This window comes from Streptomyces sp. A012304 (genome assembly GCF_026008495.1).
GTDB lineage: Bacteria > Actinomycetota > Actinomycetes > Streptomycetales > Streptomycetaceae > Streptomyces.
This window is the reverse complement of record NZ_BQUN01000097.1, coordinates 129,845-143,023: the sequence shown is the minus strand read 5'-3', so window position 1 is coordinate 143,023 and position 13,179 is coordinate 129,845. Positions and strand designations below refer to the sequence as shown.

Below are 13,179 nucleotides of genomic sequence, written 5' to 3'. Positions count from 1 at the left end.
CCCGTCCACGACCTTCGGTGGCACATCGGCGCGGCGCCCTCATGGCCCACCCCGCCGGGCCCGGTCGAGAGGCCGTTGTCAGCCGCGCCGCCGTGGTGTCCCCCGTGCGACACGGAAGCGGTCGTCCGACATCAGCCATGCCTGTGCGTCCCGGCGGAGGCGTGCCGGGTCGAGGCCGTCGTACTCCAGGACCACCGACCTGATCGTGCCTCGCTCTCGGTACTCGTCCATGATCGCGACATGTTCCGGCAGGCGTATGAACGCCGCCAGGGCGCGCCGTCCGGTCCACACCGAGACCGATCCGCAGCGCCGGGCCAGGGGTGCGGCCCACAGCCACATGCCGACCGCCCCGTCGAGCTGCGGCCAGTGCCGTCGCAGCGCGAGGCCGCGGCGCGCGATGCCGGGCAGGTCCCGGTAGGCGTCGCTGGTGAAGTCGGTGACGCTGACGACGAGCGGGCCGCCCCGGCCGGCCCGCGTATCGCCGTCGGGGCCGTGCGTCGCGGCGCGCTCGCCGAGCGAGTCCCCGGCCGGGCCCGGGCACCAGCGGCTCCTCAGCACGGCCGCGGCGTCCAGGACGGGTCGCGGCCCACCAGGGCCAGCAGCCGGTCGCCCGGCGGGGCGTCGTCGGGGACGGCGATCCGCCGGCGGAACGCGGCACCCGCCCCGCGGCCCTCTCCCGGTACCAGGGCGGCCACCCGCAGCGCGGCGGTGGCGAGTTCGGCGTCGGGCTCCCACGGGGCGCCGATCGTCACCGCGACGTCCCAGGCGTGCACCACGTAGTCGAGCAGGTGGAAGCCGATCGCGATCCGCCCGGGGACGGCGAAGCCCTCGCCCACCTCCGGCAGCGCGAACGACCGCTCCAGCACGTCGTCCGACGCGAACGCCGCGGTGACCTCGTCCGCCGACCTCTCGTACGCTCCGGCCGGGTCGTCTCCGAGGTCGCCGTCGCGCCATACGGCCCACGGCTCACCCGCGCCGCGGGCGGAGGCGGCGAACCCCTCGTTCTGGCTGACCAGATGGCGAACCAGGCCGTACAGGGTCCAGTCCGGGCACGGCGTCGCCAGCCCCCACTGATCGGTTTTCACCCGGGAGACCGACTCCCCGGTCAGTGACAGCGCTAGGCGGTCCAGTCGTCGGATGTCCATGACCGGAGCGTAAGATCCCCAGCGGCTCACCTCCAGGGCCAATATGCTGCCGGTCGATTGAGCCAATCGTCGGACCGGAACACCCACGGACGGGCAGCCGCATTCCGACGACAGCCCCTCCCCCGCAGCCAGCCGGAAGCCGGAAACCGAGATGGATGTGCACCTCACGCTCGACGGGCAGCGCGACCTGTCCGGCCAGATCTACCGTCAGCTGCGCGCGGCGATCCACGACGGGCTGCTGCGACCGGGCGATCGCCTGCCGACGACCCGGGAGCTGGCCCGCCGTCTCACGGTGGCCCGCAACACCGTCGGCGTCGCCTACGAACGGCTCGTCGCGGAGGGCTACGCGGACAGCAAGGTCGGATCGGGGACCTATGTGCGCAGGGCGGGCCTGCCGACCCGCGAGGCCGCGACGGCCGCGGACACCACCGGCCCGGGGCTGCGCCCACGTGCTCTGTGGGCGGGGCTGTCGCCCTGGGCGGGCCCGGGCATCGCGGGCGCGACCGAGGCGGCCCACGACTTCCGGGTCGGGCTGCCAGACGCCCGGCTCTTCCCCTACGACGCCTGGCGTCCCCTGGTCGCCCGGGAGCTGCGCCTGTCGGCGACCGGGGCGGTGGGATACGGCGATCCGGCCGGCCATGCCGGGCTGCGGGCCACGCTCGCCCGGCACCTCGCACTCTCCCGCGGCGTCCGTACCGGCCCGGACGATGTGCTGGTGACCACCGGCACCCAGCAGGCGCTCGACCTCATCGGACGCGTGCTGATCGAACCGGGCGACCGGGTCGCCGTCGAAGAGCCCGGCTATCCGCCGGCCCGGCTGCCCTTCCTGGCACAGGGCGCCGAGATCACGGGCGTACCGGTGGACGCCGAAGGCCTGCTGGTCGACGCCATCCCCCCGGCCACCCGCGCCGTCTACGTCACCCCCGCCCACCAGTTCCCGCTCGGCATGCCGATGTCCCTACGCCGTAGAACAGCCCTTCTGCGGTGGGCACGACGCCACGGCGCCGCCGTGATCGAGGACGACTACGACAGTGAATTCCGCTACGGCGGACGGCCCCTCGAGACACTGCACAGCCTGGACGGCGACGGACACGTCATCTACGTGGGTTCGTTGTCCAAGGTGATGCTGCCCTCCCTGCGGATCGGCTACCTGGTAGCCCCCGCCCCGCTGCGCGCGGCACTGCGTACCGCCAAATACGCCGTCGACTGGCACACCGCCCTCCCCACTCAGGCGGCGCTCGCCCGGTTCATCGACGACGGGCTGCTCGCCCGGCACATCCGCCGGATGCGGAACACCTACGCGGCCCGGCACCAGTCCCTCACCCGCACGCTCGCCGGCCGCTTCACGGAGCTGACCGAACTCGTGCCGTCCGTCGCGGGCCTGCACGTGACCGCGTTCACCCGAGGTTTCCTCGCCGACCCCGCTGTCCTCGCGGACCACACCCGCCGGGCCCGGGCATCCGGCGTGGCGGTCCACACCCTGGCGGAGATCACCGCGAACCGCGCCGCGCGCCCCGGCCTCGTCCTCGGCTACGGCGCGATCAGCACCCCGGACATCGAGCCGGGCCTGCACCACCTGCTGCGCCCCACCTGAGCGCCCCCGGCGTTCGGCCGGGGGCCAGGACGGTCAGCAGGTCGAGTTGGTCTGGGTGAGGAGGCCGAGCCGCCACGGGAGGAGGTTGTAGTCGCCGCCCGCGTTGGGGTTCATGCCCTGGTAGACGTACTGGAGCCGGCAGGAGTTGATCGTGAGTGTCTGGTCGTAGCCGGCCCGGATCATCTCACCGTGGCTGATGTCCCGTGTCCAGGCACCGGACGGGAAGGCCACGTTGCTCGACTTGGCGAACGGGTTGCTCTCGGAGGCGGCCAGGGGTGTCCAGGAGCCGGCGAGGCTGCCTGTGGTCCAGGAGCGGAAGTAGCGCCGGCCGTCCGATCCGATGGCCTCGACCAGCAGCAGGTACTGGTTGCTGCCCTGCACCTTGTACACGTTGCTCGCTTCGAACAGGGCGTACTTGTTGGAGTCCTGCAACGCGATGACCGTGTTCGTGAAGCCGTTCGGGAACTGGGCGGCGGTCGTCTGGGAGCGGTACAGGTGCCCGTTGTCGTCGGAGGAGAACAGGTAGCAGTTGGCGCTGTCGCAGATCACCCACATGTCGACCCAGTGGCCGTTGCCGATGTTCTGCCGGATGATGTCCGGCATCGACGAGTAGAAGTGGCGCGGCGCGCTCCACCCGTTGGGGTTGCTGATGTCGGGGTTGGTGGAGTACGAGGCGTTGCCGGTCTGGTACACGAGGTACCACAGGCGTTGCTGCGCGTGATAGAAGACCTGCGGCGCGGCCCGGTAGCCGCGTCCGATGGCACTGCGGTCGAGGTAGTGGTGCGTGGCCGAGCCGGCCTGCGACCAGTCGGTGAAGTTCAGGTACACCAGATTGTAGCCGGAGGAGCTGGCGACGCTGGCGAACAGGTGGTACTTGCCGTTGTAGTGGACGACCGTCGGGTCCTTGATGCCGGCGATGTTGTGGGTGGCGTCCGACTTCGGTGAGATCAGCGTGCCGCTGGAGCTCCAGGAGAAGCGGGAGGGCAGCGCTGCGGCGGACCGGGGCGAACGGGCGTCGGCCCGCTGTGCCGTGGCCGTGCCGCCCATCGTGGTGAGCGTCGACCGGTAGGCCGGTTTCTTGTTGCCGCTCCGGTCGAACAGCAGCGGGTTCTCCCCGCTGCGCCAGGAATCGCTGTCGCGGATGCCCCAGACGGTGATGCCGGTGCAGCGTGCCACGTTCAAGCAGGCCCTGACCGTGTTGGCGTACGCGTTCGCCGGTGCCTGGGCGATGTCCAGTTCGGTGATCTGGACATCCACGCCGAGGGCGGCGAAGTTCGACAGCGTCGTCTGGAAACTGGCGGGCGGGCCGCCGGCGCCGAAGTGGGCCTGGAGACCTACGCAGTCGATGGGCACGCCGCGCGACTTGAAGTCGCGCACCATGCGGTAGACGCCCTGGGTCTTGGCCGCGTTCCAGTCCTCGATGTTGTAGTCGTTGTAGCAGAGCTTGGCCGCCGGATCGGCCGTGCGGGCCGTGCGGAACGCCTGCTCGACGAAGCCGGTGCCCAGCACGTCCCGGAAGACCGAGCTGCGCATCTGGCCGCTGCCGCCGTCGGCGAAGGCCTCGTTGACCACGTCCCAGGAGTGGATCCGGCCCTTGTAGCGGTTCATCACGGTGGTGATGTGGTTGTTCATCACGCCGCGCAGTGTGTTCGCGTCCCTGATGGCGCCGACCCAGTCGGGGAGTTGGGAGTGCCACACCAGTGTGTGGCCGCGGAGTTTCTGGCCCCGGGCCGCCGCGCGGTTCACGATCTGGTCGGCGGCGCCGAAGGTGAACTGTCCCCGGGAGCGCTCGGTCGCGTCCCACTTCATCTCGTTCTCGGGTGTGACCGAGTTGAACTCGCGGTCCAGGATGCCGGTGTACTGACCGTCACCGAGCTTGCCCGCGGCCACGGCGGTGCCGAAGTACCGGCCGGACTGGGCCGCTTGGGCGCCCAGCGTGCTGGCCCTGGGCTCCTCGGGCGCGCTGTTCGCGGTGCCCGGTGTCACCAGGGCCATGACCGCCGCCAGGCCTAAGACCGAGGCCCGGCGTCGGCCGAGCCGTTTCAACGGGTTCATGTGTCTCCTCGTACGGTCGGGTGCGAGTGGATGGTGCGGGTGCGGAGGCTCAGGGGGTGGTCAGCTCGAACCGCGTGACGCGGACCGCGCCGCCGAGCGCCTGTGTGGCGTGGTTGAAGAGGGCGAACCGGTAGCCCATGAAGAACCGCCAGTCGTTGCCCATGGAGAAGGCGGGCCCCAGGCGGGTGAAGGTGACGCCGTCGGTGCTGTAGGAGAAGGTGCCGGGCCGGGGCGCTCCGGGACGGATGTCGGCGTTCGCCCGCAGCCAGAGGCGACCGCCCGGCACGCTCGCGCTCGCCCGCTCGACGCCGGTGCCGGTGGTGTTCCAACTGCCGTCCATGGTCAGCCCGTCCACCATGACCACCCGGGTCACGCCGTTGTCCCGCTTGAGCCCGATCCACGCGGAGGAGTCCCGCAGCAGCGCGAGTCCGGCCCGGTCGCCGTCCCGCATCGCCGAGTGGTCGAGCTGGACGGTGGCGGTGGAGGTGGGGCCCTGGATGCGGTGCGTGAGGGTGTTGCGGGCCCAGTACAGGTCGCGGGTGACGGTGGCGGTCCGCAGGGTCAGGCCGTTGTTCACCGACCATTTGGTGTCGTCCGGGTTGTGGTTCCACTCCCACTTCGGCTTGAGGGTCGTGCCGTCGAAGGTGTCCACGCCGATCATGGGGGTGACCGGGCGGGGTGGAGTGGGCATGTCCGGGAGGGGATACGAGGCGCCCCACGCGCCGTCGACGAGCTGCACGACGGGCCAGCCGTCCGGGGTCCAGGTGATCGGAGCCAGGGCAGGCACCCGGCCGCCGGGGTACGCGTCGACGAAGGCCAGGTAGTACCAGGCGCCGCTCTGGGTCTGCACCAGCCCGCCCTGATGCGGGACGCCACCACCGGGGATCGGCCCGCGCAGGTCGAGGAGGACCTGACGCATCGTGTACGGACCGAAGGGGCCGCCCGACGACTTCAGGATGTACTGGCCGTTGGCGGGGCGGGTCAGGAAGATGTAGTACCGCCCGTTGATCTTGTAGAAGCGGGCGCCCTCCAGGGTGCCGACACTCGACGGCGTCGTGAACACCTGCTGCGTGCGTACCTGGGTCCGGCCGTCGGGTGAGAGCTGGGCCACGCTGATGGTGGTGTTCCCGTACGCCACGTAGAGGGTGTCGTCGCTGTCGACGAGCAGCCCGGCGTCGTAGTACGGCGTGCTGATCGTGGTGAGCCTGTTCCACGGCCCCTCGACCGCGGTCGCGGTGTAGATGTACGTCCTGGCGAAGTCGATCTGGCCCAGCCAGTAGAAGGTCCGGTTGCTCGGACGGTAGGCCAGAGACGACGCCCAGATCCCTCTGACGTAACCACGGGCGCCGTTCAGGTCGTACTTGGCGCCGAAGTCGAGGACGGGCACCGAGTGACCGGCGATCTCCCAGTTCACCAGGTCGTACGAGCGCAGAACGGGTGCGCCCGGCGAGTAGTGCATCGTCGAGGCCGAGGCGTAGTAGGTGTCACCGACGCGGATGACGTCGATGTCCGCGAAGTCCTGCCAGACGACGGGGTTCCGGTACGTCGCGGCGATCGCGGGAGTGGATTGCGCGGCGGACGCGGAGGCGCCGGCGGCTCGGGAGGCCACGGCCGGTGGAAGGAGGGCACCGGTGACCAGACCGGCGGCTGCGGCCAGTGCCCGACGGCGGTCCATTTCTTGATGAGAGCATGACATATCCATGTCGATCTCCTCACGGGGTGAACCGTCGGGGTGACCCAGGTTGCCGCCGCGAGCCTCACGAGCACGGACGGTCGGGCGGTCCTGGAGGGGCGCACTTGTTCGGAATTTCGTACACCGATCACATCATCGATCGTTCTGGATGATAGAAGGCCGGTGAGCGCCGTCAATAGTTTTCGCATGATTCGCTGTATGTGGCGAAAGCTTTCGGACCCGGGCGCCACACCCCCATCCCCCGACGGCCGCTCGCGAGGGCCGGATCGATGCAGGTGGCGCGGGGATTTCCCATCGGCGCCGACTCCGGACCGGGGTGCGACAGGGCATACGGAGGCCGGGCCGACAGGTGAACGAACCCCCGCGCGCCTGCGGTCGTTCGGGCGATGAGTCGAAAGTTATTGACATGTTCCGGTAGTTCTCTACCATCCGCGACTGTTCGCCTTTGAAGTGTTGCTCGTTTGACGAACGGTCCTGGGTGCCGGCGGCAGAGGCAGGCACAGGGCGCGCCCAAGGCCGAGGCTCGAGCCTCGGGTTGCCGTCGCGGCGCCGGGCGGCCTTCGGACGCCCGGCGCCGGTCACGTCACGCCCGGGCGCAGGCGGTCCCGTTCAGACTGAACCCGCTCGGCGCGGCGAAGGCACCGCCATAGGTGCCCTGGAAGCCGAACGTCTGGCTGCCGCCGGGGGAAATGCTCGCGTTGTGCGCCAGGCCCGCCGCCGTGACGGATCCCGAGGACGCGGAGAGCGAGGCGTTCCAGGCGCTGGTGACGACCTGCCCGGCAGGCAGGGTGAAGGCCAGGCGCCAGCCGTCGACGGGCGTGGAACCGGTGTTGGCCACGGTGACGTTCGCGGTGAATCCGCCCTGCCACACGTTCGTGGCGTATGACACCGCGCAGGTCGTGCCGCCGCCCGGGCCACCGGGGTCGCCGGAGCCACCACCCCTGACGACGGTCGACGAGAACGAGTTCACGGTCAGCCCCGTACCGTTCTCCCAGGGCTCGAAGCCGGCCTGAACGCTCGTCAGGTACCAGTTGTTCTGCGCCATTCCACGGGCCACGGCCTGTCGGACGAAGTCCATCACGTCGAAGCTCCAGCTGCCGATCGCCGACGGGGCGACGAAGGACAGCACGGCGTTGGAGCCGTTGCTGCCCGACCACACCTGCCAGGTGCGTCCGCCCACGGTGGCCGTGCCGACCTGGGATCCGATGGGCTGGATCGGGCCCACCTTGTTGAGCCAGATCATGATCTCGGTCTGGTTGACGCCGTCGGTGCGGGGCGTGGGGTCGAGCCAGATGTCGTACGAGGCGTTGAACACGGCGTTGCCGACGTAGCCGTAGGAGATGCTGCTCGGCGCGCTGGAGATGCTGCTGAGCTGCGCGGGGAGGTTGGTCCCGGGCGAGCAGTTGGTGTAGTGGCAGCCGTTGAAGACCGACGGGTACGACTTCGGCGCCCCGTTCGTGGGCACGGCACCGTCGGCCCGGCTGACCCGGAAGCCGGTGTCGGTCGCGGTGACGCACTGCGGCTCGTTGGTGCCCCAGCGATTGTTCTGGACGACGTAGCGCCCCTGGATGACGGTCGAGCCGAACTGTTCGCACACAGTCGTGTCGGCCTGGGCCGACGGCGGGGCCACGAAGAGTGCCGCCACGGCGGCGAGCACGGTGACGAGTGCGCTCAACGCGCCACGCACGGTGGAGGGAAGATGCGGTAACGGTCGCATGCGGGCCTCTTTCGGAGGGATGACCGGAGTGGGGAGGGCTTCACGGCGCGCCCGGACCTTCCATATGGGAGCGCTCCCATCCCCTCTTCCGGACTGTAAGAGGCACGCGTGTCCCTGACAACCGGCCCGCGACGCACGGCGGCCGCCACGGGATGGCGACCGCCGTGCGGGGAGGCCCGCCCTCTACGATCCGCGGTCCGAGGAGTTGAACCCCTGGTCCGCGTGTCCCTCGTCGAGGATCAGTAGCCGTAGATCATCTTGTAGGCGACCTCGGGGAGGAACTGTCCGGCCGAGGAGCCGGCTCCGACGCCGCAGTTGCCGTCGGACTCGCCGGGGGCTTTGATCCACAGGAGCATCTCGGCTCCACCGCCCGTCTGGGTGGGGGTGCCGATGCGGCGGCCCGAGGGGTTGCACCACTGGCCGTTGGAGCCGTTGCCGTTGCGGCTCGTGTCCACGACGAACGGCTTGGTGTAGCCGTAGCGTGCCCTGAGTTCACTGTTGACGGCGTTGCCGTAGGCGGTGTTCTCGGCCGTGGTGAAGTAGTTGGAGATGTTGAGCGAGAAGCCGTGGGCCTGCCGGAGACCGGCTTCGTGGAGGCGCCGGGCCATGGTCGCCGCGCCGGCCCAGCCCGGGTTGCCGGCGTCGAGGTAGACCCAGGTGTTGGGGGCCTGGCGGCTGAACTGGGCGAGGGCGCCGGTGATCATGCCCTCCCGCTCGTCGATCTGAGCCTGCGTCATGCAGCCGTAGTCCCCGAGGGAGTCGGGTTCGAGGAGGACGATGGCCGGGCGGTTGCCGATCCCGCCGGCGAACTGGGCGATCCAGGTCGCGTAGGCGGAGGGCGAGGCGGCTCCGCCGGCGGAGTGCCCGCCGCAGTAGTCGCGGTTGTAGATGTTGTAGGCGACGAGGAGGGGCAGCTTGTCCCTGCCGTCCGCCGCCCCCGCGTACGCACCCGTGGCGGCGCCGATGGCACCGCTCCACGAGCCGAACCAGCGGGCCATCGGAGTGTTGGCGAGTGCGGCGTTGATCGCGGATGCCCGGCCGTCGCCGGGGTTGGCGGCGACCCACCGCTTCGCACTGGAGTCGGGATCCACGTAGAACCCGCTGGTCATGGTGGTCGGGTCGGCCGCGTGGGCGGACGGCGCGACGGCGAGCGCGAGTGGCAGGGCGAGGAACGCTGCCACGAGGGCGTGAGCTGTGCGGCGCATGACTGTGCCTCGATTTCCTGGCAGGGATGCGTCGCACGCTCTGGCGGCGAGCGCGCGACGCGCTTGAGGAAGTGCGGTGGTACGACGCCCCTCTTGCCGCGGCGGCTCCTCGGCAGGGACGACACCGGCGAAGCGAGGCCGGCGCGCGCCGTGGGAGCGCTCCCGTGGGAAGCCGCCCCGGCGGGCACTGACGACCTTCGGGTGTGGCCGGAATCGTGTTGCGCGCTCGTGAAGCTGTCAAGAGTTGAAGTGCGCCCTACCGTGAACATGGCAAAAACCAGCGCAGGGAGCGTCCGGAAGGATCAGCATCAAGAGGCAGGCACACGCTCCGTGATCATGGAGTCGGCGCACCGGTCGTCCCGGCGGGTCCCCGGCCGGGTGACAGGACGACGGCACCGGCGCGTCCGGCCCACCTGCCAGGGAACGGTTACGCACACTCTACGGAGATTTGTTCGCATATCCGCGCTGATGTGCACGCGCGGAACGAGTCCTTCGGGAGCCACGCGTGTCTGTCCTCCTGCGTAAGCCCGTCCTCGCGGCGACCGCCGCTCTCGCCGCGACAGCGGTCGTCGCGTCCCCCACCGGTGCCGGCCGTGCCCTCGCCGAGGAAGCGTGCTTCGACCGCACGAAGCAGCCGTACACCTCCGTCGTGGACAGCCACCTTCATTTCCGCCCCTTCGGCGGCAAGGCCATCCCCTTCGACGAAGTCAACGCCTACCTGCGCAAGAGCGGCGTACGCTACGCCAACGTCTTCGGTATCGGGCAGAAACTCCCCGCCGACTCCGACTGCACCTACTACCTCGACTGCCCCGGCACGCCGGTCCTGCCCAGCGTCAAGAACGACATCGTCAACGGCGAGAGCTACGCCGAGTCCAAGCCCACCGACCCGCACCTGACGCTGTCCATGACATCCCTCGATGTCGCGAACCCGGAAACCGTTCCCGGCGCGATCGCCCTGTACGACAAGGAGTTCCCCGGTCTGTTCCGCTGGGCCGGTGAGGTCAACCTCATCAAGGGTGCCCTCCTGCCCAACCATCACGAACCGGCCACCGTCCAGGACATCCGGGCCTGGGCGCCGTTCATGCGGGAGCTCGAAAAGCGCGGCATCCCCATCACCATCCACGCCGACCTCGGCACCGACGCCGAACCCACCAAATACCTGCACCTGTTCCGCGAGGCGCTCACCCGCTACCCACGCAACAAGATCGTCTGGGCGCACATGGGGCTGTCCAAGGAATTGTCAAGCATGGATCCGGCCCGCCACATCGCGCTCGTCCGCCAACTCCTCGCACGACACCCGAACCTGACGCTGGACCTCAGCTGGCGTGTCCTGGAGGACCAGTACTTCAGCAAGCCCGGCGTCCGCGAGCAGTACGCCGCCCTCCTCGACGCCTACCCCACACGCGCGGTCCCCGGCACCGACTTCGTCGCCTCCCACCCGAAGGACTACGCCGTCTACAAGGAGGAACTGGAGGTCACGAGCCGCATCAACAAGGCCCTCGGCGACGAGGCGTTCCGCCGCATCGCCCTGGGCGAGAACTACTTCCGCCTTCTCGGGCTCGACGCCACGGCACCCGAGATCTGCACCACCGCATGAGCCGGCCAGGCGGCGCCCACGGAAACGCCGGGCGGTGACGCGGCGGCAGTCCGGCCCCTGGGGGGCGGCGTCGTGCTTCACCAGCCGAGCGGTGGGAGCTTCCGGACCGTCGCGGAGACCGCCTGGGGAGCCGTGGCCGCGGCTGTCGCCGTCACCGAGCCGGCCGCTTCACTCGCCGTGTGCGTGGCTGCGGTCACCGTTTCGCCCGCGGCAGCAGACACATCGGGAACGTCCAGCAGGGGCGGGAGCCGGTGCAGAAGCTCGCCGAGCTGGTCGGTGACCTCGTCGAGCCGGTGCAGGAGGCACGCCAGCGTGGACAGGCTCTCGGCGATCGCGGTGAGGTCACCGGCCCTCGGGGCAGAGGCGGGCGGGCCGGTGTCCGGTCCAGGCAGGGCGCAGAGCTGGGCCAGCAGTGCCGACCGCGTCGACGACAGGGCCGTTCCCGCCCCGCCCGGCAGGACGCCGTCCTGGGCTGGGCGGCTGAGCAGTCCGTCGAACGCCTTCTTGGAGTCGTCCGCCATGGCGCCGAGGAACTCCTTGAGGGTGTGGGTGATGTCCATGCCTGTCCTCATCCTGGTGACGGCCCCCTTCGAGGTCACGAATCGCCGTCACCGGGGCCTCGATGCGCGGCGGTGGGCGGCCCACAGCGCGAGAGCCGCGCAGGCCAGCAGGGCGGGCTGTCGTCCGCCGGAACGCGGGGGCGGTGCGGGAGCGCCGCGGAAGGCCCGCTCGGGCGCGGGGAAGAAGGGAGGATCCGTGAGGCTGGCGCGGTCGGCGCGCAGTTGCTCCCCCGCCATGCTGTAGGCCAGAAGGGATTCCAGGGCCCGGCGGGCGGTGTGCTGAGGGGAGATCATTTCGCGAAGGACGTGCAGCACGATGCCGTGGACCTCGGACTCGAACAGGTCGGAGAAGGTCAGGTGCGGCGCCAGCAGCCGTACGCTCGCCTCCAGATTGACCAGGGACTTTCCGATCAGGCCGACGGTCGGGGCCGAGGCGATGCCCCGGCGGGCCGCCTTCTCCAGCACTGCGCTGAACGCCACCCCGAAGTTCAGCTCGGCCATCGACGCGGAGGCGAGCTTCGGCACCAGCGCGGCCATGTCGGCGCAGAACGCCGGCAGGTCGCTCCACGGGGTGGCGCGGCCCATCTCGGCCCACACCTTGGCCAGACCATGGCCGTCGTTCTGGCCCACCGCCATCAGCAGCAACAGCATGCGGATGCTGGTCTGCTGGTCGACGCGTCCGACCATGCCCCAGTCCAGCAGCGTCGCCGGCGCGTCAGGCGTGACGAAGACGTTCCCGGGGTGGGGATCGGCGTGGTAGAAGCGGTCGATGAAGTAGCCGCGCCCCATGAACGCCGCGAGTTCGCGGGCGACGGCCTCACGGTGCTCGGGGCTCAACCGTTCCCGCTCCGCGCCCGCCACCGATCCGCCCGGCGCGAGCGACTGCACCAGTACGCCCGGGGTGGCGGTCACGACCTGCGGAATGTCCAGATGAGGAAACCGGCCGACCGAGGCCCGCGCACGTTCCATGTTGGCGGCCTCCTTGGTGAAGTCCAGTTCCGCCTCCATCGCGTCGAAGACGTTGGTCAGGATGGACTCCACGTCGACGACCGCGTTGAAGCGTGGCGCGCCGCGTGCCGTCAGCCAGGCGGCGCGGCGCAGCAACGCCATGTCGGCCCTGACGACCTTCCGGATGCCGGGACGCTGGATCTTGACCACCCCGGGCACACCGCCGCGCAGGGTGACCCGGTGCACCTGGGCGAGGGAGGCGGCACCGAGCGGGCGGACCGTGTCCACATCGTCGAACATCCGCTCCCAACGGGGCCCGAGGTCGGCCTCCAGCACAGGAGCGAAGGCTGCGAACGGCTCGGCGGGCAACCGGTCGTTCAGCTTCTGCAACTCCGCGCGCACATGAGCCGGGACCATGTCCGGGCGGGTCGCCAGCACCTGGCCCACCTTCACATACAGCGGGCCCAGCCGTTCGAGTGCCGTCCGCGCGGCCCGCGCCCGGCGCGCGGCGCCCGGCGAGACGAGACGGCCCTCGGGGCACTCAGGAGAGGGTTCCGGGTCGCGGGGTCGTGCCGGGGCGCGTCCTGCCTCCTGCGCGACCAGCTCGCCCAGCACGCGCGCCACCGTCAACAACCGCCCGCCCGCCTGACCCAGCATCAAGATCC

10 protein-coding genes are annotated in these 13,179 nt (G+C 70.4%); 2 read left to right on the top strand and 8 right to left on the bottom strand.

The window, feature by feature from the left end:
• Positions 1–78 precede the first annotated feature (78 nt).
• Positions 79–558 (bottom strand): hypothetical protein, encoded by a 480-nt coding sequence (locus ALMP_RS22855; RefSeq protein ID WP_264931192.1) that lies wholly within the window; start codon positions 556–558, stop codon positions 79–81.
• A complete protein-coding gene (locus ALMP_RS22850) occupies positions 552–1,145 on the bottom strand; it encodes a TIGR03086 family metal-binding protein (protein ID WP_264931190.1) in 594 nt (197 codons plus the stop codon). The genes ALMP_RS22855 and ALMP_RS22850 overlap by 7 nt, the downstream gene beginning before the upstream one ends.
• A 151-nt stretch (positions 1,146–1,296) precedes the next feature.
• Here ALMP_RS22850 and ALMP_RS22845 point away from each other — a divergent pair, with 151 nt between their 5' ends.
• The gene (locus tag ALMP_RS22845; protein WP_264931188.1) at positions 1,297–2,739 is read left to right on the top strand and encodes a PLP-dependent aminotransferase family protein; all 1,443 of its coding nucleotides are present in this window, start codon (positions 1,297–1,299) and stop codon (positions 2,737–2,739) included.
• A gap of 33 nt (positions 2,740–2,772) precedes the next feature.
• On the opposite strand, the gene ALMP_RS22840 is transcribed toward ALMP_RS22845, so the two are convergent.
• The 4 genes from ALMP_RS22840 to ALMP_RS22825 form a co-directional block, all read right to left on the bottom strand.
• Positions 2,773–4,794 carry a non-reducing end alpha-L-arabinofuranosidase family hydrolase gene (locus ALMP_RS22840; RefSeq protein ID WP_264931186.1) on the bottom strand — a complete coding sequence of 674 codons (2,022 nt, stop codon included), beginning with the start codon at positions 4,792–4,794 and terminating at the stop codon, positions 2,773–2,775.
• A 49-nt stretch (positions 4,795–4,843) separates the two neighbouring features.
• The gene (locus tag ALMP_RS22835; protein WP_264931184.1) at positions 4,844–6,469 is read right to left on the bottom strand and encodes a glycoside hydrolase 43 family protein; all 1,626 of its coding nucleotides are present in this window, start codon (positions 6,467–6,469) and stop codon (positions 4,844–4,846) included.
• Positions 6,470–7,070: 601 nt separating this feature from the next.
• Positions 7,071–8,204, bottom strand: coding sequence for a cellulose binding domain-containing protein (locus ALMP_RS22830; RefSeq protein WP_264931182.1), 1,134 nt, complete (start codon positions 8,202–8,204; stop codon positions 7,071–7,073).
• A gap of 239 nt (positions 8,205–8,443) precedes the next feature.
• Positions 8,444–9,409, bottom strand: a complete 966-nt coding sequence (locus tag ALMP_RS22825) for a glycoside hydrolase family 6 protein (RefSeq protein WP_264931180.1) — start codon at positions 9,407–9,409, stop codon at positions 8,444–8,446.
• A 505-nt stretch (positions 9,410–9,914) separates the two neighbouring features.
• Between ALMP_RS22825 and ALMP_RS22820 the strand changes: the two genes are divergently transcribed.
• Positions 9,915–11,006, top strand: coding sequence for an amidohydrolase (locus tag ALMP_RS22820; RefSeq protein ID WP_264931178.1), 1,092 nt, complete (start codon positions 9,915–9,917; stop codon positions 11,004–11,006).
• Between the two features lie 77 nt (positions 11,007–11,083).
• On the opposite strand, the gene ALMP_RS22815 is transcribed toward ALMP_RS22820, so the two are convergent.
• A complete protein-coding gene (locus tag ALMP_RS22815; RefSeq protein ID WP_264931176.1) occupies positions 11,084–11,566 on the bottom strand; it encodes a hypothetical protein in 483 nt (160 codons plus the stop codon).
• 48 nt (positions 11,567–11,614) lie between these two features.
• Positions 11,615–13,171 carry an AarF/ABC1/UbiB kinase family protein gene (locus ALMP_RS22810; protein ID WP_264931174.1) on the bottom strand — a complete coding sequence of 519 codons (1,557 nt, stop codon included), beginning with the start codon at positions 13,169–13,171 and terminating at the stop codon, positions 11,615–11,617.
• Positions 13,172–13,179: the final 8 nt, after the last annotated feature.

Bases quoted from the DNA above. Each gene is read 5' to 3' on its own strand.
- ALMP_RS22815 (WP_264931176.1), bottom strand. From the start codon at position 11,566: ATGGACATCACCCACACCCTCAAGGAGTTCCTCGGCGCCATGGCGGAC.
- ALMP_RS22825 (WP_264931180.1), bottom strand. From the start codon at position 9,409: ATGCGCCGCACAGCTCACGCCCTCGTGGCAGCGTTCCTCGCCCTGCCA.
- ALMP_RS22835 (WP_264931184.1), bottom strand. From the start codon at position 6,469: ATGGACCGCCGTCGGGCACTGGCCGCAGCCGCCGGTCTGGTCACCGGT.
- ALMP_RS22840 (WP_264931186.1), bottom strand. From the start codon at position 4,794: ATGAACCCGTTGAAACGGCTCGGCCGACGCCGGGCCTCGGTCTTAGGC.
- ALMP_RS22810 (WP_264931174.1), bottom strand. From the start codon at position 13,171: ATGCTGGGTCAGGCGGGCGGGCGGTTGTTGACGGTGGCGCGCGTGCTG.
- ALMP_RS22850 (WP_264931190.1), bottom strand. From the start codon at position 1,145: ATGGACATCCGACGACTGGACCGCCTAGCGCTGTCACTGACCGGGGAG.
- ALMP_RS22845 (WP_264931188.1), top strand. From the start codon at position 1,297: ATGGATGTGCACCTCACGCTCGACGGGCAGCGCGACCTGTCCGGCCAG.
- ALMP_RS22830 (WP_264931182.1), bottom strand. From the start codon at position 8,204: ATGCGACCGTTACCGCATCTTCCCTCCACCGTGCGTGGCGCGTTGAGC.